The 24052-nt window shown below is 38.6% G+C and carries 22 protein-coding genes, 2 tRNA genes and 1 pseudogene; 8 read left to right on the forward strand and 17 right to left on the reverse strand.

The window, feature by feature from the left end:
* Positions 1-286: 286 nt before the first annotated feature.
* The 4 genes from bshC to AC1TO5_RS02895 all read right to left on the reverse strand — a co-directional run bounded on the left by bshC (position 287) and on the right by AC1TO5_RS02895 (position 4205).
* The gene (gene bshC / locus AC1TO5_RS02880; RefSeq protein ID WP_482061274.1) at positions 287-1930 is read right to left on the reverse strand and encodes a bacillithiol biosynthesis cysteine-adding enzyme BshC; all 1644 of its coding nucleotides are present in this window, start codon (positions 1928-1930) and stop codon (positions 287-289) included.
* Between the two features lie 148 nt (positions 1931-2078).
* On the reverse strand, positions 2079-2468 hold the full coding sequence (locus AC1TO5_RS02885; RefSeq protein ID WP_482061275.1) for a DUF3397 domain-containing protein: 390 nt from the start codon (positions 2466-2468) through the stop codon (positions 2079-2081).
* A 21-nt stretch (positions 2469-2489) separates the two neighbouring features.
* Positions 2490-3449 (reverse strand): ketopantoate reductase family protein, encoded by a 960-nt coding sequence (locus AC1TO5_RS02890; protein ID WP_482061276.1) that lies wholly within the window; start codon positions 3447-3449, stop codon positions 2490-2492.
* A gap of 108 nt (positions 3450-3557) precedes the next feature.
* On the reverse strand, positions 3558-4205 hold the full coding sequence (locus AC1TO5_RS02895) for an RsfA family transcriptional regulator (RefSeq protein WP_482061277.1): 648 nt from the start codon (positions 4203-4205) through the stop codon (positions 3558-3560).
* Between the two features lie 268 nt (positions 4206-4473).
* On the opposite strand from AC1TO5_RS02895, the gene AC1TO5_RS02900 reads away from it, so the two are divergent.
* Complete coding sequence (locus tag AC1TO5_RS02900) at positions 4474-4710, forward strand: DUF2626 family protein (protein WP_482061278.1); 237 nt, start codon at positions 4474-4476, stop codon at positions 4708-4710.
* 522 nt (positions 4711-5232) lie between these two features.
* Positions 5233-6354, forward strand: a complete 1122-nt coding sequence (locus AC1TO5_RS02905) for a coiled-coil domain-containing protein (protein WP_482061279.1) — start codon at positions 5233-5235, stop codon at positions 6352-6354.
* A 141-nt stretch (positions 6355-6495) separates the two neighbouring features.
* Here AC1TO5_RS02905 and AC1TO5_RS02910 read toward each other — a convergent pair whose 3' ends face one another.
* Together AC1TO5_RS02910 and AC1TO5_RS02915 are read right to left on the reverse strand one after the other, a co-directional pair.
* A complete protein-coding gene (locus AC1TO5_RS02910; protein WP_482061280.1) occupies positions 6496-7833 on the reverse strand; it encodes a hypothetical protein in 1338 nt (445 codons plus the stop codon).
* A gap of 532 nt (positions 7834-8365) precedes the next feature.
* Positions 8366-9703: a PhoH family protein gene (locus AC1TO5_RS02915; protein ID WP_482061281.1), complete on the reverse strand. Its 1338-nt coding sequence runs from the start codon at positions 9701-9703 to the stop codon at positions 8366-8368.
* Between the two features lie 98 nt (positions 9704-9801).
* On the opposite strand from AC1TO5_RS02915, the gene AC1TO5_RS02920 reads away from it, so the two are divergent.
* Positions 9802-10392, forward strand: a complete 591-nt coding sequence (locus AC1TO5_RS02920; RefSeq protein WP_482061282.1) for a YhcN/YlaJ family sporulation lipoprotein — start codon at positions 9802-9804, stop codon at positions 10390-10392.
* Positions 10393-10557: 165 nt separating this feature from the next.
* Here AC1TO5_RS02920 and AC1TO5_RS02925 read toward each other — a convergent pair whose 3' ends face one another.
* The 5 genes from AC1TO5_RS02925 to AC1TO5_RS02945 form a co-directional block, all read right to left on the reverse strand.
* Positions 10558-11628 carry an LCP family protein gene (locus tag AC1TO5_RS02925; protein ID WP_482061283.1) on the reverse strand — a complete coding sequence of 357 codons (1071 nt, stop codon included), beginning with the start codon at positions 11626-11628 and terminating at the stop codon, positions 10558-10560.
* Between the two features lie 101 nt (positions 11629-11729).
* Positions 11730-12038: a YlaH-like family protein gene (locus AC1TO5_RS02930; protein ID WP_482061284.1), complete on the reverse strand. Its 309-nt coding sequence runs from the start codon at positions 12036-12038 to the stop codon at positions 11730-11732.
* Between the two features lie 67 nt (positions 12039-12105).
* Positions 12106-13953 carry a translational GTPase TypA gene (typA, locus tag AC1TO5_RS02935; protein WP_482061285.1) on the reverse strand — a complete coding sequence of 616 codons (1848 nt, stop codon included), beginning with the start codon at positions 13951-13953 and terminating at the stop codon, positions 12106-12108.
* Between the two features lie 41 nt (positions 13954-13994).
* On the reverse strand, positions 13995-14474 hold the full coding sequence (locus AC1TO5_RS02940; protein ID WP_482061286.1) for a hypothetical protein: 480 nt from the start codon (positions 14472-14474) through the stop codon (positions 13995-13997).
* Between the two features lie 156 nt (positions 14475-14630).
* Entirely contained in the window at positions 14631-15296 is a 666-nt protein-coding gene (locus tag AC1TO5_RS02945) for a TerC family protein (protein ID WP_482061287.1), read from the reverse strand.
* A gap of 77 nt (positions 15297-15373) precedes the next feature.
* Between AC1TO5_RS02945 and AC1TO5_RS02950 the strand changes: the two genes are divergently transcribed.
* Positions 15374-16060, forward strand: a complete 687-nt coding sequence (locus AC1TO5_RS02950; protein ID WP_482061288.1) for a TerC family protein — start codon at positions 15374-15376, stop codon at positions 16058-16060.
* A 92-nt stretch (positions 16061-16152) separates the two neighbouring features.
* Here AC1TO5_RS02950 and thiI read toward each other — a convergent pair whose 3' ends face one another.
* The 3 genes from thiI to AC1TO5_RS02965 all read right to left on the reverse strand — a co-directional run bounded on the left by thiI (position 16153) and on the right by AC1TO5_RS02965 (position 19393).
* The gene (thiI, locus tag AC1TO5_RS02955) at positions 16153-17382 is read right to left on the reverse strand and encodes a tRNA uracil 4-sulfurtransferase ThiI (protein ID WP_482061289.1); all 1230 of its coding nucleotides are present in this window, start codon (positions 17380-17382) and stop codon (positions 16153-16155) included.
* Positions 17379-18530, reverse strand: a complete 1152-nt coding sequence (locus tag AC1TO5_RS02960; RefSeq protein WP_482061290.1) for a cysteine desulfurase family protein — start codon at positions 18528-18530, stop codon at positions 17379-17381. Before AC1TO5_RS02960 ends, thiI begins: the two co-directional genes overlap by 4 nt.
* Positions 18531-18676: 146 nt before the next feature.
* Positions 18677-19393, reverse strand: a complete 717-nt coding sequence (locus AC1TO5_RS02965; RefSeq protein WP_482061291.1) for a lytic transglycosylase domain-containing protein — start codon at positions 19391-19393, stop codon at positions 18677-18679.
* 395 nt (positions 19394-19788) lie between these two features.
* On the opposite strand from AC1TO5_RS02965, the gene AC1TO5_RS02970 reads away from it, so the two are divergent.
* From AC1TO5_RS02970 to AC1TO5_RS02980, 3 genes are all read left to right on the forward strand, one after another.
* Entirely contained in the window at positions 19789-21108 is a 1320-nt protein-coding gene (locus AC1TO5_RS02970) for a hemolysin family protein (protein WP_482061292.1), read from the forward strand.
* Between the two features lie 153 nt (positions 21109-21261).
* A tRNA-Thr gene (locus AC1TO5_RS02975) sits at positions 21262-21337 on the forward strand.
* Positions 21338-21367: 30 nt separating this feature from the next.
* Positions 21368-21443: transfer RNA gene (locus AC1TO5_RS02980), tRNA-Thr, on the forward strand.
* Between the two features lie 106 nt (positions 21444-21549).
* On the opposite strand, the gene AC1TO5_RS02985 is transcribed toward AC1TO5_RS02980, so the two are convergent.
* Positions 21550-21672 (reverse strand): hypothetical protein, encoded by a 123-nt coding sequence (locus tag AC1TO5_RS02985; protein ID WP_482061293.1) that lies wholly within the window; start codon positions 21670-21672, stop codon positions 21550-21552.
* A 181-nt stretch (positions 21673-21853) separates the two neighbouring features.
* On the opposite strand from AC1TO5_RS02985, the gene AC1TO5_RS02990 reads away from it, so the two are divergent.
* Positions 21854-22063, forward strand: a complete 210-nt coding sequence (locus AC1TO5_RS02990; RefSeq protein WP_482061294.1) for a YrzA family protein — start codon at positions 21854-21856, stop codon at positions 22061-22063.
* Positions 22064-22348: 285 nt separating this feature from the next.
* On the opposite strand, the pseudogene AC1TO5_RS02995 reads toward AC1TO5_RS02990, so the two are convergent.
* Positions 22349-23408 (reverse strand): annotated as a pseudogene (locus AC1TO5_RS02995) (MFS transporter).
* A 136-nt stretch (positions 23409-23544) separates the two neighbouring features.
* Positions 23545-23964, reverse strand: coding sequence for a riboflavin kinase (locus AC1TO5_RS03000; RefSeq protein WP_482061295.1), 420 nt, complete (start codon positions 23962-23964; stop codon positions 23545-23547).
* Positions 23965-24052 lie beyond the last annotated feature (88 nt).

Raw genomic sequence — 24052 nt, forward strand, 5'->3', positions numbered from 1 at the left:
GAATACGCTACGAAGCCAGTCATCGTTATCAAAGTCCGCTTTTTGAACTTCATCGTCCAATTAAAGGTTCAAAAAGCGGACTTTCAGAATCGAGCAGGTGAAACGTTACTTGAGAAAGGCGGAAGCGCAAGTGTACGTAGTTGGTACACGCGAACCTACAATGTTTCTGCAAGAAACATACATCGGAAGTTTATGCCGTACTTTCCAAGTTCGTTTCAGATGCGATGTCGAATACGCTACGTTAGCATCACTTCGTTATCAAAGTCCGCTTTTTGAACATCCTCTATTACAAGTGTACTATCTCATGTCCACCCGTCCTACTATACCCTGTCGCAAAAATAGCATCTAGCCATACTTTATCGTAACGATTCCAATATGTAATCATCGACAGCACTCGCTCCTGCGGTTTACCACTAGGCTTCAATGTAAGCTCAACCCGATCCAATTGACGAATAGCTGCTTCAAATTGCTTCTGCTGAGCATCCACCGTTTTAGCTTCCATATAAGTCATTTGTTCTATAATTTTGTTCATATTCGTATCGCCAAGCTTAGCCAAGCCGCTTTGAATCGAGCCAGCAAGTTCGATTAATGGAGCGTACATCGCCGTGAACTGCTCGCGTACATGCCCAAATTGATCAGCGACATGTAATTCATCTTGATCGTGTAGCCATTGTTGCTTACGCTCTTGGAAATGATCCATCACATCAGCGAACGACAATTCATATTTAGCCATATTTTTTGCAATGATACCTTCTACTAGCGTATAAGACATGCGAGGCACAATAATAGGCATTTCCATTCCAAGAACTTCAAACGCTTGTTTGGTTAAACCCCAATAGGAAATTTCACCCGAGCCAAGCACAGTCGCCAATACTGGGAATAAATGATCCTGCATTAGTGGACGTGTCAGCACATTATTGCTAAAGCTTTGTGGCTCATGTTGAAGCAGTTGCTCTAGCTGCTCCATTGTCCAATGATACTGACTTTTGCGATCACGGAATCCACCGTTCTCTTTATAGAGCAACACCCGATCACTCTGACTTTCTTCTACAAATACGAATAGGTTAGCACTATTAGCCGTTACATCTGCCTGTAAGGAATAGCCCATATCACGTACTGCTTGTGCTGTTTGTAGATAAGCCTGTTCTAATTCATCATTATGCTTCAACAACCGTGCAAACATGCTACTTTCAATGGCCCGCAACGCAGCATCATCTGAATCAATGAGTACTAAGCCGTACTGGGCAAATAACGTACTCAACATATGTCCAAAGAAGTCCGATAATGAATTTGATTTCTCTGCCATTTGTTGAAGTTCTTGAACTAGTTGTTCTTTGAATTCAGATCCAGGTAGTTGCTCAGATAACTCTTCTAGTGCTTCTTGCCATTGTTCCGCACTAATCGCCGTTCGGCTGACCGATGTTTTTAATGAAGCATCTCGACCTATACTTAGTTTTTTCAATTGTTGCTCTGGTGAGATCACATAAGTATGATTCACTTCATCCCAATCATGATCTTCGCCAGCAATCCAAAAAACAGGAACGATTTTCTCTTGTAGTTGCTCACTTGCTGATAATGCGGCTTGAATAATAGATACTGCCTTATGGACAACCAGTAATGGTCCCGTCCAAATACCAGCCTGTTGACCACCAATAACTACTTTCGCCCCTTGAGCAATATGAGCGATATTAGCTAATGTTGCTTCGCTAGCGGACAAACGCTCATTGTAAGCTTTAAGTACATTTGCCAACGACTCACTGTTAGCGCGAGTATGCTGCAATTGCGTTAATTTCGATGCGCGTTTGACCCAATCTGCATCATTACCAGCATAGTAGCCGTAAAGCTTCTCGACAACCTGCTGCTTACCATTTATATAATCCGCTGATAATGCTTGAGCTATAGGTAATTCATATTTATGTAGATCGACCACTGCCGCACTACCTCCTCGAACTTCAATTAGTTATAGTTACTATACAATATAAAGATAACTCATTACTTCGACATTGTACAGAATAGTGAACTTTCAAGTCAAAAGAAAAACGTCCCTAGCAAAGTAGAGACGCATGGTGTTTCTTCTATTAGGAAACAGTAAATGCCAATTGCAACAATATAATAGCAATAAAAATAATATAGAGAAATGCTGTAACGAAAAACGCAATCCGCCATACGACGCGAATAATTTTTTTCCATGGAATAACGCCATCTTTACGATAGTGCGCATTTCCAAGCAATCCTCCACCGATAATCATGGCTAACAATATTCCATAAATACCAAATTTACTACTAAATAATTCATTAAATAAGGCCCCTACACAAGGTATAAAGAATATGGTAGAAACGTCCATAGCTAGCCGAATCGATTTTTTACGATCTTTCACAAATACGTTGTAGCCTAGATACACAATAAAAAACGGAAAAATTGGTATAGTTGCAATTGCTGAAAAGACAGTTCTAATGAAATCCCACATAAGCTACTATTGTTCACTCCCCTATTTTTCAGGATGTAGTGCTAATATTAATTGTACTAGAGCGTTATTAAGAGGTGCTTCATATCCACGATGCGAAGCCATTTCCACGATAGCTCCATTAATCGTTACTATTTCCGTCTCGCGATCAGCCAAAACATCACTTAACATCGAAGAAGTGTTGCTAGATGTTGCTTCACAAATATGTAGAACTTGATCAAACCTAACAGCGGCAATTTCCGCTTCTTCAAAAGCTAGAATCGTTCTAGTCTCTTCAAACAACTGTTCCATTATCTGCAATCTTGTACAATCAGCTGGCAATTGACCATTTTTCACACCGAAGAGAGCGGTTAAAGGATTAATAACTACATTTACAATTAATTTGCGATAGATTGCTTCTCTGATGTTTTTCGACACTAATGTCTTAAATCCTGCCTTAAATAATGCTTCTTCCAATATTTTCTGACGAATACCTTCACAATCACGACCCAATTGATCGCCTAATGTAGTTAGACCAGTTCCTGTATGGTTCACGTAATGAGCTTGTATGGTTAGCGATGCCTCGCTTGTCACTACAGTAATGATTGGTTTTGTAGTTAGTTCAGCTAATCTTTCGATATGACCAATACCATTTTGAAAGGCTATTAATGTACAGTTCGGATACTGAGCTAAAAGCAACTTAATGTGATTGAGTAAGTCATTACTTAATTGTGTTTGCTTCACGGTAAGTAAAATGTACACTTCCTCTGTTGCCTTGTAATCTAATAAATGCAATGCGAATTCTCGCTCTTGGAGTTGTCTATATGTACCATTCATCGATGTGCTTCTCTGACCTGCTCTATCTTGCAGCGTAATCCCTTCTATTTGTAATAAATGAGCTCGTTCCATCGTTCTTGTCCAGAAGTGCACAACATAACCTGCTTGCAAAAGCTTTGCTCCATATAGATTACCTATTGCGCCATTACCAATGATTTCAAATCTCATTCATAACCACATACCTTTCAACATCATTACAACAGTTATAAGTTATCGTCCTACTTAAAGCAACAAAAAAAGTGCTACTATATAGTAACACTTTTTGTCCCTCTTACTCTATTCAATTCTCTCAAGGTTACCATTTGCATCCATCTTGAATCGAGGTTTCTTTTCTTCCTCAGTTGAAAGCACTGTTAATCGCCTTGCACGATCCATGATCTGAATTAATGTTTTGTAATCATCATTCACAGCATGATAATCGGTTTGCACGATATTAACTTCCTTAGCTAATCTTTCATTTTCTTGACGAAGACGATATAGTTCATCTTCACGATCTTTCAATGATTTCTCATAGCTACGAAGTTGGCGTGATAAATCTTGATACGTCATTTTCCATTCGCGTAAAAAACGAATGACCGAATCAATAGATAGACTTTCTTCTATTGAACTTTGTTCCATTCTAATAGGTCTTTCTTCTGTTTCAAACATCGTTATAGATGATACTTGTGGAAGAGAGGCCACTTGTTTCTTCATATAATTACGTTTATGTCTTTGTTGTTTGGCAATCTGAATAGCTTCATCATACTGTTTTCTAACAAAACTATTCCAACGGAACCCACAAGCAGCTGATGTACGACCAATACGTTCACCAACTTCCTCAAAGGCTGAAAGCTGTGTACTACCTTCTCTAATATGGCGCAGTGTTACTTCTGCGAGCATTAGGTCATCATCCTGACTCCATGCATCTTGTCTTATAGCTGTCATGCTATTATAACCTCCTAACGTAAAGGCACTTACTTAGATTCTATGTGCTTAGTAGAGTTCATAGAATCTATTGGTTACTATTTTGTATAACCAATTTCAAAAAAACTCATACATTTTTTCTAATAATCATGTACATACTATGAACAAGTTCACATAAATGATGAAATATTTTCGGAATTTCGACATAGAGTATGTTTACAGTTGTTACCGCTAGCGATATAATGGGATTTAGGAAATTAGGTCGTTCACTATGAAAGGGGGTTGCTGTATGGCACGTATGTATAGAGTACTAGGTTTCTTTTGCTTAGTAATCGCATTGATGGCTTTTGCTGGACATATGTATGAGTTTTCTCTACTATTCTTTGCACAAGCAGTTGCTTTTGCTTTCCTAGGTTATTTGAATTTCTCAGAAAAAGCTTACATAACGATGTTCTGGGGATATATGGTAATCTCGTTTGTCGGATTCACCTATTGGTCAGTATTCCAAATGAGTATTCCTTTCTAAGAACAACAATGATGAAGCAGGTCGTACAAGCTAATTACTTGTACGACCTGTTTGCATTATTAGAGGTAATTCAAACCATCCACTTGTGATCACGATGACTATGCTAACGTAGCTTAGTCGGCGGCGAATATGCCCCCCATCGAAAGCCTGTGTGTGCTCACGTACACAATACGTACGCTGTGCTACTCGTTTCCGCTGGAGGGCATCTTCTTGATGCTGACAAGCGAATGTTTTGAACTTTCATTGAAATAGGTAATTCAAAAAACAGACTTTCATTATATATAGTTGCAAGAAATATTAGGTCATGCTATTGCATACAATGATGGATAAGGATATGTACTTTTCTTGCAGAGAAGTATCTCATGAAGTAACGAAAAGTTTTAGCCTATGCTTTCGATGTACTTTTCTTGCAGAGAAGTATTTCATGAAGTAACGAAAAGTTTTAGCCTATGCTTTCGATGTACTTTTCTTGCAGAGAAGTATCTCATGAAGTAACGAAAAGTTTTAGGAGGGAAGGTAGCATTGAATCTAATTGTGATGAAACCACGTATCATCATATGCTTGCTAGCGGTACTCATGTTTTATACAATGACGATTCCTTCCGCAATTGCTGAGCCAACTGTTGAAACGGTAGCCCCCATACAAACTGAAGATGACGAAGATCTTCAACAAATATTACAATCCAGTCTCTCTATCGTTGAATTAGACAAAGAAATAGAACGAATTGGACAAAAGTTAGAAGGTTTGCAACAAACGTTAACGATAACAGCGGAACAAATCGAACAGCAAGAAGAGCAAATTTCCAACAAACGTGAGCAAGCAGGTAAAGTTCTACTCGCTTACTATATGGGTGAACGCGATGGAATCATTTTTAATTTGTTAAAAAGCGACTCATTTGAAGGTTTTCTACTAGCTATCGAATTTGTCGAATTAATCTTGTCAAACGACAAACAAATATTAACTTCTTATGTCGATGAATATCGCGTGTTACAATCAAGTTACGATGCTTATAAAGATGAACAGAATAAATTAACAACACTCCACGAACAGCTTCAATTACAACGGAATCGTGTAAGTGCATTGGAACAACAAATCGACCAACAATTGACTGGCAGGTCTGATGCTGAACGAATTCAAATACTCATTGAACAATTAACTGCTTTTTGGGAAGAAAAAGGGCTTGTCGAAGTACAAACATATTTTCAAGAGTTAGCGAAGTCAATGAATGAACTACCTGGTTGGTTACAGGAAAATCAACAATATATTTCCATGAAGGGCTTCAAATACAAGATTGAATTACCTGATGATGCACTTAATAGCTTTTTAAGAGGTCAGAACGAGATGTTCAATGATTTCGCCTTTACTTTCGAGGAAAATTCGATTATTGCAAAGGGACAACGGGATAATATTGAAATTGAACTTAAAGGTCATTATTCACTTGTGGAAAAACCAACAAATTATATTGAATTTACGGTTGATGAGCTTTATTTCAATGGATTTATATTACCAGATTCAACAAAAAATGAGCTCGAGGCTCAATTCAATTTGAACTTCTATCCTTCATATATTCTCTCTATGCTCCGAGCCAAGTCGGTTACTGTAACTGATGGTACATTGACCATTGAACTTCAATTAGTGATCTAATATATAAATTTGTTTACTTACAAAACGTGGACCGTCTGCTCGAGACGGTCCACGTTTTTCGTATATATTCTAACTAATAATGGATATAACTAATGAATCGTACAATTAACTAATGGATAAGTCTGGATTATGACTCACCCTTCATCGTAATACTTTGAGCTTGTCCGATAATGTGTCAACTACATCCCACTGCCGCTTCATACTAGCATATTGCTGTGGCCAATTCGGTGATACTTCCATCATTTGCGCTTGAATTAGCTTCTGATTCAACGTAATACCTATATTGGATACAACAGAATTACTACTTAATCCGAATTCCATATTTCTAGTTGGAGGTTCTTCATATTGATATGCATTTGCACTAGCACGTTGCGTAACCTGCTCAATCCACTCAATTGCCGCTATCGCTTGTTTACTATTCGCTTGAATTACAAAGCTATATCCATTAAGCCAAGGGACTGGAATGAGTACTTTATTAGCGTCATAATTTTCGAATAGTTCTTCTTTATTTATCAAATAATCATCCCATGAAGTCATATAGTAAAGCGGCCAGTTGACATGATCTGCACTTGATTTGTTGGTATTAGTATCTAGCTGGATGTTATCCTCATGCTCAAGTAACCATTGTACAATCGTTAGTTGCTCTTCGCTTAACTCACTATTCGATATGCCACTTTGTCTAGCAAGATCGCCATAAGTTAACCAGACTAGCATGGAGTTATAGCTATTATCAGCGATATTAAGTAAATCTATCTCAATATCAGTAGCCTCTACATGGGCAAGCATTTCCAGCATATGATCCCAATTACTGCTTGTTGCTACATCAACTTGCTCTTCAGCTTCAACTGAATTGTTAGGTGTACTATTATGTAAAGGGTCCTCAGTTGGTTTTATTGCAGCATCAATAGGATCGTCAACAGCATCATCGACCAACTCGGGTAGTAATCTATTAGGGAATATTAGATAGGGGTTACTAGAGTATGGGACACCCCAAAGATAACCGTTCCATTTCAAGGCATCTGTATAACCAGGTAAGTGACTTGTTAATGAATCACTATTCATAAGACGATCTACGGGCTGTAACAACCCTTTCGTAGCAAGTGGTAATATCCATTCATTAGGTATAAGCTGTACATCACCAAGCTCATCTAGCTTAGATCGTTGTTCCCATTGTGGATATTCAAATTGTTCATTATAGACATTCGTCATCGTCACTTCAATATGAGGATACGAATCATCCATTAAAAGACGTAGTTGATCTAACCGTTCAAATTGTTCTTCATCTAGTGATACAAATATTTGTATTTGCTCGGTTGCAATAACTTGTTCTCGATCAATAACGATAGCCGCCGGCTCAGCTTTGTTCCTATATAGATCACTTACATAAGTCCAATTCAATTCGCGCGTCAAAAAAATAAAAGCTATTACTATTATTAGTATAGAACCTAGCATCAACAAAATGTATCGTTTATTGAACACAATTGATCTCCTTTACGACACAGAATACTTCTAGTATAGCAATTTACTGGCAGAAAGTATATCGCTTTCATTACTTCAACCTCAATGAAAAAGAGTTTATCCGGCAATAACCCCCTTTACTGACGTGTGTGAAATTAGATAAAAAAAGAGTATACCAAAGTGGTGGTTTCAAGCTAATTAGTGTACCCTATGTCCGTCCCTCGCCTAACGAAAAAAACACCAGTTGAACATTCTACTTTCAAATGTTCAACTGGTGTTTTCCGTATAAGCACATCGTGATCACAAGTGACTGTTTTGAACTACATTACAATGAAAGTTCAAAAAGTGGGCTTTCAGAATCGAGCAGGTGAAGCGTTACTTGAGAACGGCGGAAGCGCAAATATACGTTATTGGTACATGCGATCCTACAATGTTTCTGCAAGAAACATACATCGGAAGCTTATGCTATACTTTCCAAGTTCGCTTCAGATGCGACGTCGAATATGCTACTTTAGCATACGCATCGTTATCAAAGTCCATTTTTTGAACTACCTCACAACAAATCTGCGGCTAACTGTGCTAACTTAGATCGCTCACCTTTTTCCAATGTAATATGTCCACTTAGCTGCTCTTGTTTAAACTTCTCTACAATATTTGTTAAGCCATTACTCATAGAATCTAAGTATGGATGATCAATTTGCTCGGGATCGCCCACTAAAACTATTTTGCTGCCTTCGCCAACTCTTGATACAATCGTCTTAATTTCATGACTTGTTAAATTTTGTGCTTCATCAATAATAATAAACTGTCCAGGTATGGATCGACCGCGAATATACGTCAATGCCTCAACGTGAATACTGCCAAGCCCCATCAAAATTTTATCAATATCACCTGATTTTTTTGTATCAAATAAAAATTCAAGATTATCATAGATTGGCTGCATCCAAGGACGCAATTTTTCTTCCTTTTCGCCAGGCAAGTAACCAATATCTTTCCCCATCGGAACAACTGGCCTTGCAATAAGCAGTTTTTTATACTTTCGCTCATCTTCCACCTTCATAAGACCTGCAGCAAGCGCTAGGAGCGTCTTACCCGTGCCTGCTTTGCCAGTCAATGTTACGAGTGGTATATCATCATTCAATAGCAATTCAAGCGCCATTCGCTGCTGTGCATTACGCGGGGTCATCCCCCATGCAGGATCATTACTTAAATATAATGGCTCTAGCTTTGTTGCTTGGGCATTCACCTTTAATAACGCAGATTTGGTAGTCCCCATCTCATCCTTCAATATAACAAACTCATGAGGGTTAAATCGTTGCTTTAATTGCAAATTACTTAATGTTAGAAATCGTTGATTATAAAATTCATCGATAATCGAAGGATGTACCTGCATATTGAAAAAACCTAGATAACGATCATTTTCCTGAATATTCGGGTCACTCATATAATCTTTTGCTTCCAGGCCAAGGACATCCGCTTTAATTCTCATTAGTACATCTTTACTGACGAGTACAACACTTTGTTGCTCATCTTCTGGAAGTAATGCTTGTTCCTTATGATAATTTAACGCAACAGCAATAATACGATGATCATTCGTAATTTCCCCAAACATCTCTTGAATCTGAGCAAAATTACGATGATTTAATTCCACGCGAACGATGCCACCTGTATCCAGCAAAATACCTGAGTGTAATTTTCCATCTTCTTTTATTTTATCTAACAAACGAGAAACTGATCTCGCATTACGACCTAATTCATCGGCAAGCCTTTTTTTCGAATCGATTTCTTCAAGTACGATTGCCGGAATAACAACCTCATCATTAGGAAATGCAAAAATCGCTCTCGGATCATGTAATAATACGTTCGTATCAAGCACAATTATTTTCCCCATAATAGTTCCTCCCTATCTTCATCGTTAGCATACATAGCTAACAGCCATTACGGTTACACTATGTAGGTACAATCACGTTATATACAGAGGTGAAACAAATGAAAAAGAAATTAGTCATGATAACAGCTCTGATTCTGTTGTTATCAGGCTGCGGTAGTATGAACAGTAGTAATCAATCACCCTCCACCAATCATAATGAGAATATTAATGCTCAATCAGTTAAGCAACAGAATATCTCTAGCAGCCACAAGGATGCTATTACGCATCTTGAAGCGCTAGCCAAAAGTATTGAAGGAGTTAATGATGCACATGTCGTTATTATGGGAAACAATGCGATAGTCGGTATTGATGTTAACGCAGATCTAGAGAGATCACGCGTTGGGGTAATCAAATATTCCGTTGCCGAAGCGTTTCGCCATGATACATATGGTATCAATGCAATCGTCACAGCCGATATGGATCTTGGTGAACGGATCAAAGAAATTGGTTCCGATATTTCCGCAGGACATCCTATAATAGGCATCGCTGAAGAGCTATCAGATATCGTCGGACGGATCATCCCACAAGTTCCCGCAGATCTTATGCCATCACAAAAAGATCTTCAGTATAAAGCAGCAAACAAAGAGAAAACATACAATACTCCCGACGAATTAGTTAACGATTATGAACAGAACTTAAAAGGAAAATAAATGCACAAAAAGCCTAGCATAATCACTAGGCTTTTTTCGTTTCATATAGAAATAAAGCTATACATTGTAGCTCACATAATACGACCATAGCTCTACCCCCTTCATTTCACTTTAATGTGATAATAGAAGCTTAACTTATGATAGTATATGATATGTTCATGCTACTCATTCTGCTAATATTGATTGTAATAATTGCTGCGCTTCCGCAAGTGATTCGTCACTTGCTATTACGTAAGGATTATTCCATTTCCCTTGTAAACTCATAAACGTAATATTGTCCATACTAATATTATAATAGGTCGTAATCATACGTTCTAATTCTGAAGTAGGCATATCTGTATACACATCATCACTTACTTCGTCAATGACATTACCAATTTTCGTAATTCCACCGAGCGATAACATTTTTTTCGAAAGAGCTTTAAGAACTACGCTTTGTCTATTGTTTCGCTCAAAGTCACTTGAAGCATTTGAATTTCCTTTAGATTGACGGAAACGTACAAAATCTAACGTCTGCTTTCCATCTAACGGTTGCATACCTGGTTGCAAATCAATATTGGTATTATCATGTGAATCCGTCCATTTCATGCGCATATCTACATCAACGTTAATGCCACCAAGTACATCAACAACATCTCTAAACCCCTGGAAATTAACAGATATAGCATACTGAATAGGGATATCATAAAATTCCCCCAGCATTTCCTTCACTGCAGTTTTCCCTCTAAGCATTGCTTCGTTTTTGTCAGCGCCGTCTTTTTGTGCTTTCACATAATAATTTGCATAAAATGCGTTAGCTTTACGAACTGCATTGTTATAAGAAATTCGAGTATCACGAGGCATCGCAATAACGGCACCCTTTTTCGTAATCGGATTAAGTGCAGCCACTAGCATGACATCTGTATTCAAGCCGCCAGCGCCTTTTCGCTGATCAACTCCTAATAACACCATCGTTACTGGCTTTTCTTTCACCGATTCGCCTTGTGGTACTGGTGTAACACTATTCGGCTTACCTTCTACATCCGTCACAATACTCATTCCAGGCAAGGCATTACTTGCCTTATTAACTATGTATGCACCGTATAATACTACTACCGCGATAATTATTAAAATAATTGCTAAGATTGACATCATAATAATTTTTGTTTTGCTCTTTTTTCTTTTATGTGCCCCTTTTGAAGCGACCCTACTTTGCGTTGGGCGTGAAGGAGCATCGGTTTTACTGGGCTTACTCATATATTCACCTGCTCTTATTTTCGTTATAATATAAAACAAAAAAGCAGCACCCGTTTCCAAACGTAAAGACGGATGGTGTGAGTGCTGCTCTCATTAGATCATTACTTTGTCTCGGTGTTGGCATTGCTATCTGCTGAAGATTTTTGCTTCCAGCCATCATATAACTGACGCAAACGAAGTGTAATCATCATAACAATTGCAATAGCCATACATTGAATAATCGGTAGCTTATCTATTTGCATAATAAGCAGAATCGCTGATCCAAAAATCATTGTTGCGTACATAAGAATCTCACGAATTAATGGTAGTCTAGCCTGTTGAGGACGGAATACCTTCTGAAAGATAAACAAAGTCATTCCAAGAATGAGTAGATATGAAATGAGCATATGCTCACTTAGCCATGCTTGCATTCTTAAAACCTCCCACATGCAATACTATAGTGAATGTTCAAAAAGCAAGCTTTTTGAACATCCTATATTATAAGTTTGCGTTCGCTAGAGCTGTTTTGCGATGCTTCTCAGCACGTTCACGTTCACTCTTATTCAGAATTTTTTTACGAAGACGAATCGTTTTAGGAGTAATCTCACAATATTCATCATCATTCAAATATTCAAGTGCTTGCTCAAGCGAGAATAATAGTGGTGTTTTCAATTTAACCGTATCATCTTTACCTGATGAACGAACGTTTGATAATTGTTTTTCTTTACAAATATTTACGATGATATCATTATCGCGGTTATGTTCACCAACGATCATACCTTCGTAAACTTCGGCACCTGGCTCTAGGAACAGATGACCACGATCTTCAACACCCATCATACCATAGAATGTTGTTGATCCGTTTTCACTACTTACTAGAACGCCTGTGTGACGACCACCTACGTTTGAAGGTACATATTCGCCATAGCTATCAAATGCATGGTTCATAATACCATATCCACGAGTTAGTGTTAGGAATGAAGTACGGTAGCCAATCAATCCACGAGCAGGAATAACGAATTCAAGACGAACTTGACCAGAGCCATCATTCACCATATTCATCATCTCAGCTTTACGAGTTCCTAGACTTTCCATAACAGAACCCATGCTCTCTTCTGGCACATCGATAAGAAGACGCTCATAAGGCTCAGATCTCACGCCGTCAATATCTTTAACAATAACTTCTGGTTTGGAAACTTGTAGTTCAAATCCTTCACGACGCATAGTCTCGATAAGAATACTTAAGTGAAGCTCACCACGACCAGATACGACAAATGCATCAGGGCTATCCGTTTCGTCAACACGTAACGCTACATCTGTCTCAAGTTCTTTGAATAGACGCTCACGAAGCTTACGAGAAGTAACCCATTTACCTTCACGACCTGCAAATGGAGAGTTGTTAACAAGGAACGTCATTTGCAATGTTGGCTCATCGATTTTCAATACTGGCAATGCTTCTGGATGCGTTGGATCAGCAATCGTTTCACCAATATTAATTTCACGAATACCTGCAATCGCAACGATATCACCAGCGCCTGCTTCTTCGATTTCTAGACGTTTTAATCCTTGGAAACCAAATAGTTTTTCAATTCGAGCTTGCTTTGTAACGCCCTCACGGTTAATAACTGCTACCGTTTGGCCTTGTTTAATAACACCACGGTTTACACGACCAACCGCAATACGACCAAGATATTCGTTGAAATCAAGCAACGTAACTAGGAATTGAAGAGGATCAACCGTGCTCTCAGTAGGAGACGGGATATTTTCAATAATTGTTTCGTAAAGTGCTTGCATATTCTCATCTTGCTTTTCAAGAGTTAAGCTAGAAGTTCCCATTAATGCAGAAGCATATACAACTGGGAATTCTAATTGCTTATCATTAGCACCTAATTCAATGAATAGGTCTAATACTTCATCAATAACTTGAGTCGGACTAGCATTAGGACGGTCAATTTTGTTAACAACAACAATTGGCGTCAAGTTAGACTCAAGCGCTTTACGAAGCACAAACTTCGTTTGCGGCATACAACCTTCGAATGCATCAACAACAAGTAATACACCGTCAACCATTTTCATAATACGTTCTACTTCGCCACCGAAGTCAGCATGCCCAGGAGTATCTACAATGTTAATCAAATAATCCTTGTAGTTAATGGCTGTATTTTTCGCCAAAATAGTAATACCACGCTCACGCTCGATATCCCCTGAATCCATTGCACGTTCTTGTACAGATTCGTGTTCCTTATACGTTCCTGATTGTTGAAGCAACTTATCAACCAATGTCGTTTTACCATGGTCTACGTGCGCAATAATTGCTATGTTACGTAAATTTTCTCTTGCCTTCATTAACTGTTACCACTCCATTTTCTTTAGTTAAACTCTGTTGTCTACCTGCGCTTACGTGAACCAAAAATCAAGTAAAGACCGCTACCTACACATAATAGCGCTACGACATAAATACCCCAGCCCCACAATGCAATAAGCAACAAACCAATAATTGACGCCACGCCAAGCCCAATAGCAGCTGTCTTTATATAACGCTGTCTCGGTGATCCAAACAGGTAGTACTCATACATACCTAGCGCTACACCAAAAATAAACAGCGGCCAAAGATATTGCAATTTACTCCATCCCAGTGCATTACAGAAAATAAAAAGTATGGCATACACAACCAACATGCCGCCTGGAACTAATGTTATTGCTGGAAGTACTCGCCCGAAGTAAAGGACATGAATAAGAATCCCTGAAATGAGAACTAATATCGGCCAGAATATCGAGCTGAGAAAACCAAACACTCCCCATTTACCTAGAAGAATGACTGACCCCGCTAGCAATAAAATTATCCCCGCGGAATACTTATTATTCATTATGCGTTCCGCTCCTTAATTCTATAATTACCTGTTACTGTATCTATATCTTTATTAGTTTAACGGAATTGCGACAAAAAAACTAGGGTTCTGAGTGTGTTTGCATAAAAAAACATATTCCTAGCTCAAAAAAAGCTGAAAACATGTCTGTTTTTTTCATTTTAGTCTCGGTTTTTGTCTTAAGATTGCTGCGATGATCACGATCGGAATACATAATAATGGAACTAATGTAATCGAACCTGCCATTTTATAAAAGAAGATATTATATAAACCTTGATCTCTTATTAGCATTTCTCCAGCAGCAAACGCAAGCAACGCCGAACCGATGTAAGCAAGAAAAGGAAATCTTTTCATTAAATGATCTAACAGTTTACTTCCCCAAATAATCATCGGAATGCTAAGCGCAATTCCGAGCATAATAAGAACAAAATCACCTTTGGCAATTGCCGCTATTGCTAATACATTATCTAAGCTCATCACGAAATCTGCCGTAATTATGGTCCAGATTCCACTTATTAATGTCAATTTTTTAACATCCATTGCTTGATGCTCTGCCCGTTGCATATCAATTAGCAATTTAACTGCAATATACAACAAGAGCAATCCACCGACCGCCTGAAGATAAGGAATTTGAAGCAATGGTAAGGCAAGCAGTACAAGGAAACATCTTAGTAACACTGCGATTAACGTCCCCCACCATATCGCTTTATTTCTTTGATGTGTTGGAAGTTGATTACTTACCATGGCAATAACGATGGCATTATCACCACTTAATAACAAGTTTATTAATACGATTTCAATGAACATAATTAAGCTATCCACAAATTCCCCTCCTCATTACTAGAGGTATGAATAAGCTTGTATCAATATGACATAAATTTCAAAAGGAGAGACTCACCATGAACGTTTTATCAGCAGAATTTTGGCTTGCCTTGATCAACATTATATTTATCGATCTCATTCTTGCAGGAGATAATGCTATTGTCATCGCTCTTGCTGCTCGCAATTTACCGAAGGAGCAACAGAAGAAAGCAATTATTTGGGGTACAGTCGGTGCCATTGCTATTCGAATAGTCGCAACTTTACTTGTTGTGAAATTACTTGATCTACCGTGGTTGCACTTAGTAGGCGGATTACTGCTTATATGGATCGCATTTAAGCTACTCGTTCAGGAAGATCAGCATGATAATATCAAGGCAGGAAGCACATTATGGAAATCGATTCAAACGATCATTATTGCAGATGCAGCAATGGGTATTGACAATGTTATCGCAGTTGCAGGTGCCTCTAAAGGGCATATGCCGTTAGTTGTGATTGGGTTACTAATTAGTGTTCCAGTCATTGTATGGGGCAGTACATTGTTTATCAAGCTAGTCGATCGTTACAAATGGATCATCTATGTTGGTGCTGCAGTATTAGCATACACTGCCGCTAATATGTTTATAGGTGAGCATAAATTCGGTAGCCTTTTCACTGAAAATGTATGGCTACAATGGACAGTGAAAATTGTTCTAATCTGCGGAGTTTTGGGACTAGGCTATATCGTGAATAAGCGCAATGCAAAGAAAGCAACATTAATTTCATAAATCGAACTATTTGCTGTAAGACAAAAGAAGCGCTAAGAGAATTACTCCTAACGCTTCTTTTGTTTTTACCTATTTTCAATCGAACGTGAACATTAGAACCAGTCTTCTTCCGACTTCTCTACTTGTCCATGCTCATGGTGGCCTTCAGTCATATTGAGCAGCACACTTTCTGTCTGCTCTACTGCTTGATTAATTAATTCATCAAGATCCGTTATCTGTTGCTCGACACGCTCGACAATACGCAAATTCGGATTCGTACTTGGCGATTTCGGTAAGAACAACGTACAACAATCTTCAAATGGCAAGATCGATGTTTCAAACGTACCAATCTTGCGAGCAATCGTAATAATTTCTTGCTTATCCATCATAATACATGGCTTAATCATTGGTAATACAGTGGCACGACCGATTACATTCATACTAGACAATGTTTGGCTTGCTACTTGTCCAAGACTTTCCCCCGTAACAATTCCGCCTGCTTTCACGTTTAGCGCTAGATGCTCCGTAATACGCAGCATCGCGCGTCGCATTAATGTAATCGTTAAGTTTTCTTGATCACTATGCGAAATACGAGTTTGAATTTCTGTAAACGGTACAAGATGTAATCGAATGGGAACGCCACTATAATAAGACAATCGTCTTGCAAGTGTAATAACTTTATCGGTCGCTTGTTGAGTTGTGAACGGGTAGCTATGGAAATGTACCGCTTCAATCTCAAGACCTTTACGAAGCGCCATCCAGCCCGCTACAGGACTGTCGATCCCGCCAGAAAGGAGCAGCATCGCTTTGCCATTGGACCCATATGGGAAGCCACCAGCTGCTGCAATGTTTTCCCAATACAAGTACGTTGCTTCTTCTTGAATTTCGACCCTCAATTCCAATTCAGGATGATGAACATCTACTTTCATATCAGGATATTGCGGTAATATATGAGAACCGATCAAATGGTTCATCTCATGAGAACCATGCACAAACTTTTTCCATGCCCGACGCGCATTAATTTTGAACGTAGCCGGAATATTGTCTAACGATTTCATTACCTCATCTGCTGCTGCTTTAATCGCTTCAAGCTCTGAAGGTACAGACAGGACTGGACTAACTGAAATAATTCCGAATAGATCTTTCAGACGTTCAATGACAGGCTGATGTGGAATTCCATTCAGAATGACATACAGTCTTCCGTACGTTCTCCAATACGTTACTTCAGGAAATTCTTTCATTGCTCGCTTCACTGATTTCAGCATTTTATCTTCAAATAGTTTACGATTGCGACCTTTCATCGTTAAGTCGCCATATCGTAATACAATACGGTCGTAGATCAATGGGTGTTGCCCCTCTCAAGATGTTTTAGTGACTGAATGATTTCATAAAGTGCATCGATTAATGTATCGATATGTGCCGTTGTATGTTCTTGTCCAAAGCTAATCCGAATCCCTCCGGTTGCCTCTCCTCTTGTTGCTCCTATCGCCATCAATACACGACTTGGTTTATCGTCTTTGGAAGAGCAAGCCGAACGAGTCGATGCTAAAATGTTACGTTGCTCCAACATATGAATAACGACTTCTGGCTTCATTCCCGGATATGAGAAATGAACAATATACGGGGATTGTGGTGCACCACCATTAAGCTTTAATTCTGGTATCAATTCAATCCGTTCACGCAAATATGTCGCTAATACGGATGCTTCATTATAATGTTGCTCCAGTGACTCAATAGCTAATCGTAATGCTTTCGCACTAGCAACCATTGCAGCAACATTTTCAGTTCCTGCTCGCAAGTTATATTCTTGTGATCCACCTACTTGAAGTGGAGCTAATTGTATACCGTTACGGATATAGAGAAAACCTACGCCGCGAGGACCTCGCAATTTATGTGCTGAGGCACTTAATAAATCTATACCCCAGTCTTCAATATCAATATTGAGTTTACCAACACTTTGTACGGCATCAACATGGAATACTATTTTCGGATATCGCTTTAGCAATTGTCCAATCTGCGCAATCGGCTGTTCTGAGCCTAGCTCATTATTAACATGCATAATACTTACTAGAATAGTATCATCCGTGATCTGTTGTTTCAATTGATCGACAGATACATGGCCAGTAGCATCAACCGGTAGCTCCGTAATTGTGAAGCCCTCTTGCCCGAGCTGTTGCATCGCTGCATGAACAGATGCATGCTCTACTGCTGACGTAATAATATGTTTTCCACGATTCGCATATTGACGAGCGACACCTTTAATCGCTAAATTATTAGATTCTGTGCCACCAGAAGTAAATAGCCATTTGCCTTGCTTCGTATGCATTAAGCTAGTCAGTTGCTCACGTGCTTTTTCAATAAGTTTTGCCGCTGCTACGCCACCACTATGCAACGAAGACGGATTGGCATAATGTTTCGTCATGACCTCCATCATCGTACGCACAACATCCTCATGTGGAGGAGTAGATGCGCAATGGTCAAAATAAAGCATATGATGTAAACCTTCTTCCACTGTAATTAATTGTACAACTTACAATATACGATAAAAACGGGATATACGAAAGTGCCACTTTAGTTTCCTTAAAGTGGAATACGTATTCCCGTTTCTTATTATACTCACTGTTCATGAGCATCATATTACGCTTTAGCTGACAATACTTTTCCGATATAACGTTGTGTTTCTTGCGGCAATAAAGACAATTTCTGCTGCAATTCAGCATCCGTAGCAATACCAAGACGATCGATGCGACCAGGCCCAGCATTATAAGCTGAAAGCGCAACCTGCTCATTGCCACTGTATTTTTTAAGTAACATCGCAAGGTAGCGAGTGCCACCTTCAACGTTTTGCTGTGGATCATAAGAGTTCGTAACACCAAGCCCTCTTGCCGTTCCATCCATCAATTGCATCAACCCTTTAGCTCCCGCTGATGATACTGCGCTAGCATTAAAGTTGGACTCTGTTGCTATAACCGCTTCAATTAAAGAAGCATCAACACCATACTTTTGCGATGCAGCTCCAATTAAAGAAGCATATTGAGAACTGCCATAGCTGCCTCCACCACTTACCGCATTGGACGATGTCGAAGAAACTACACCGAGTACCGCACGAGCTTCTTGTTCGCCATATTGCTGAATATGACTCACACCTGTTTGTGCTAAATACCCCCATATAAGATCATGATCTGCTTCCTCTGAAGCTTTACCAAGTGCAGGGTCCCAAATTTTCGCTTCTTGCAATAATTCATCGAATTGTGATTTATTGTTAGCGTCCGTTTGAACCTTTTTACCTGTATAGAAATTAAGCTGTGTATTTATTTGCTGTTGCATTGTAGCTTTTGTAGTATTAATCTCCATAACTATTTTTATCCTCCACTCTAAGACTCATAATTATTATATCGGCAGACCATTACATTCATTACATAGTGAAAACATAACAACTTAATTTATTATATCACAAACTACTTCATAGCATTTCCACTTCCTGTAAATTGAGAGTAATGTGTTGTGCGTCTACTAATAATACCCAAAATAAAATTCAATATTACAGCAAAATGGCGAAAAACATAGCTATTCATACTGAAATGGTTTGATTTCTTGCCTTTAATCAGACATTGGCGTTCCATACCCCCTAATAACTGCATTATTGAGCCTTTTCTTACTTGCTATCAATACCGCTTATTTTATATGATATAGTTTAAGATGTAGTTCAATAATAAAATATAATAGAAAAAGGATTGTGAACATTAGAAATGGACATAGGTCTCAAATTATTCATGATTGCATTACTGATTTTTTTAACTGCTTTCTTTGTAGCTGCAGAGTTTGCTATTGTGCGCTTACGTTCAAGCCGCATTGATCAGTTAGTACTCGAAGGTAAGAAAGGAATTGCTTCAGTACAAAAAATTTCAAGCAATCTGGATGCATATTTATCTGCCTGTCAGCTAGGTATAACTTGTACCGCTTTAGGTCTGGGTTTTCTAGGTGAACCGACAGTAGCTGCCATCCTGTTACCGTTGTTCCATGATTGGGGTATTAGTGAATCTATTAGTCATGCCGTATCAATTGCAATTGCATTTATCGTTATTACATTTTTCCATGTTGTCGTAGGTGAATTAGCACCTAAAACTTGGGCTATTCAAAGAGCTGAACAAATTTCATTATTAACAGCTAAGCCACTTATTATTTTCTATAAAGTATTGTATCCGTTCATCTGGACTCTAAATGGTTCAGCTAACGCCCTTACTCGTCTATTCGGCTTACATTCCGCGAATGATCATGAAGATGCTCATAGTGAGGAAGAAATTCAAATCATTTTGAACGAAAGCTATCAAAGTGGAAAAATTAATAATACCGAGTATGGGTATGTTAGTCGTATTTTCGCTTTCGATGAATTGCTAGCAAAAGAAATTATGGTGCCACGTACAGATATGGTATGTTTGTATACAAATAACTCGCTTGAAAAGAACTTTGAAGTGATTGAGCGTGAACAATATACTCGCTTCCCTGTAGCTATGGAAAGCAAAGATAATATCGTAGGTTTGATTAATACAAAGCAATTATTTCTTGAACATCAAAAAACAAATCAATTTGATCTGAAATCATTAATTCATCCTGTACTAAGCGTATCAGAAGTAACGCCAATCAAAATACTGTTGAAGCGTATGCAGTTAGAACGTGTTCATATCGCTATCTTAGTTGATGAGTACGGTGGTACATCAGGACTTATTACAATTGAAGATATTATTGAAGAAATTGTCGGTGAAATTCGTGACGAATTCGATGCCGATGAGCGTAAAGAAATTGAGCAGCTTGATGAAAACTGTTATCTATTAGATGGCAAAGTACTGCTTGACGAAATTCATGAGCTTACCGGAGTAAGTTTTGAAGATGAAGAAGTAGAAACAATCGGCGGCTGGGTATATAGCAAGATGCAAGATCCAAAGCTAGGTAAGTCACTTGAATTCGAAAACTTGAAATTCATCGTACGTGAAACAAGTAAAAATCGTATTCGTAAAATTGAAATGCAAATCGCAGTAACTCAGGAGCAATCTGAAGAACATACTGCATAATATAAAGAGCTTATTGGTATACTTATGTATACGCGATAAGCTCTTTTTGCATCTATTATCAGATTGAATTTTCGGAATACTTAATCTTTTTCATAAGGGTTGATTTATGCCGTTAATTATGTGATAATACATTTTGTGTTTGAAAAACGATATGCCGTTGTAGCTCAACTGGTAGAGCAACTGACTTGTAATCAGTAGGTTGGGGGTTCAAGTCCTCTCGACGGCACCATCTTTTCTCAATTTCATATGTTACATATTCGCCGTTGTAGCTCAACTGGTAGAGCAACTGACTTGTAATCAGTAGGTTGGGGGTTCAAGTCCTCTCGACGGCACCATTTTATGACATCGACTTCTTCTACTCCAACGAGTGAAGAAGTTTTTTTGTATCGACAGTGGAACAATAAAAAAACTGCCACAATAGTTGCAGCAGTCCATTATCCGTTATTCATCAGCTTGATCCCATTTTTTCGAGTAAGCCTTTTTCGTAATCCATAATGTCGCCCAAGTGACAAGTATAATGATTACTACACTGAAAAACCATACAGAGCCTGGTACGCCGCCCATTATTACCCCTCCTTAAGTTCAATATATTTCTCTACTATCACTTAAACTCTTCTATACCAACCACTTTTACGGAAATCGCAACACAATTTCACAATATTGTTTACATTTTAGTGTACACTAATTATAATACCATATTTATAGTTATTATCGACAAATTTGCAACAAAAGGAGCCTACATATTATGAATTTTCGTCTTGACCTGATGGAAACTAAAATTGAATTTTTCGAGGCGCTATCGCTGAAAGAGCTTGAAACTGCTATCGCGGGGCAAATCGATAATAATAAAGCGCTTATGCTAGAACCTCATTCGATCTCCCATCAAACGACATTTCACCCGATTCGCGAGAAAATGATATACACCGCAGTCGTTCACTTCAAGATTAAACGATAATGAGTTGACGTCTGTTTTTTATACGGTGTCTTCCCAGAAAGACTCCTTTCTGGTGGTGGCCGTTAGGCCATGTTAGTTTTGAACAACCTCTTTCAATGAAAGTTCAAAAAGCGGGCTTTCAGAATCGAGTAGGTGAAGCGCTACTTGAGAAAGGCGGAAGCGCAAGTGTACATGATTACGTACACGCGAACCGTACTTTCCAAGTTCGTTTCAGATGCGACGTCGAATATGCTACGTTAGCATACCACATCGTTATCAAAGCCCGCTTTTTGAACTACCTCTCGATTAGATTAGTTCATTGCGTTTCTTTAAGTACCTATACATAACCACCGCTAATAGCGAACAGAGTAGCGCACAGACTCCGATGAAGAGATAACCGGCCTGTAACCCTCTCATTAACGCCAGGCTCGAATCAGCGCCGTAAGCGTTCTTGACGCCTTTAATAATAATTCCAATGAGATAATTCCCAATAACTGATCCTACCCCCATAATCGTTGCTACAAAGCCGATGACTACGTCGCTATCATTAGGATAACGCTTTGAGATAAATGCCATAACAGTAGGATAGATCGGCACTACGCCAAAACCTGCAATTGCAAAGAAAATCGCATAATTCTCTCCTCCTAATGTTGCAATAAACGTACTAATAGCAGCAATCATAGAAACCCCAATAATCGATAAGGTAAAGTCAACCCGATCAATGATCGGACCGAGAAACAATCTAGCTAATGAGAAGCCAATAAAGAAAGAAGAAAGCATACCGGAAGCTGCAATAGTCGTCCATCCATAGCTTTTTTCCAAGAAATTGACTAGCCATCCCCCTACAGAAAGCTCCGAAACAACACCGAATGTCAATATTGCGATTAATAACCAAAGTGATTTATCCTTCATTAATGTTTTGAACGATTTGCGGTCCTCCGCTTTAATCTCATCACCTGGAAAACGACTTAGCAAAGCTGGAATAATCGGAATTAATGAAAGCGCGAGTACAATAAGATACATCATTCTCCAATCGATCGCATAGCCAAGTATACGAATAAGAAAGCGCCACAAGTATAGCCGACACAAACATAATAACGAATGTCATAACCGTAACGACCTTCATTCCAAACTTGCGCACGAGTAACCCTGTAAAGGAACAAGCAAGTAAGTAGCCTAATGAATTCAACGATAATAGCGTGCCGAGCTGCCCTTCATCCAAATGAAATTGCAGTTGTATTCTTGGAATTGCAGGTCCTTTAATATTTTCAGATAAACCGAAAATAACGAAGCCGATAAAAATCGTAAGCAGCTGCCATGTATAATTACGTTTTACTGCTTTTGTCTCTTGCTGTAATGCGGTCATATCGTAATGTCTCCTGTATGTATATTTCAATCACACAAATAACGCTCATTCAGAATCGATGACACGCGAATGAATGAGCGTAACTACGGTCTTGCTCTAAGTCTAGATTTGATCGTTTATTGCTAATGCAGATTTGTTAAGATGGCAACGCTGCGATCTCTCCTTGCACAATCATCGCTCTCCCATTCTGCTCATCTAGTTTCATTTGCACAATGAGATCATCCAAATTGTCAAATTTAATCTCTTCGCGTAAATAGGTTGAAAAGATTACTTTTACTTGTTCTCCATATAAATCACCTGAAAAATCAAGTAAATAAGCTTCGATTTTATAGGAGTCACCATTTACCGTTGGACGATATCCAGCACTAATAAGAGTATAATACGATTGATTCGCGAATGCTCCCGTAATAATCTCAGCAATTCCGAGATATATCCCCGCTTTAGGTGAAGCATATTGATCCACATTTCCACCAAGATTAATTGTCGGAAACATCAATTCTCGCCCGAGTGCATTACCATGTACAACTTCTCCAATAACATAAGATGATCCGCTCATTCGTTGTTGCACCTCTTTCAATTTCAATGAAACGCTCTAATTAATAAAGATCATTAAATTCTGTATCGTTATTATACATGAAGGTTGA

The organism is Paenibacillus sp. Y930, assembly GCF_056786375.1.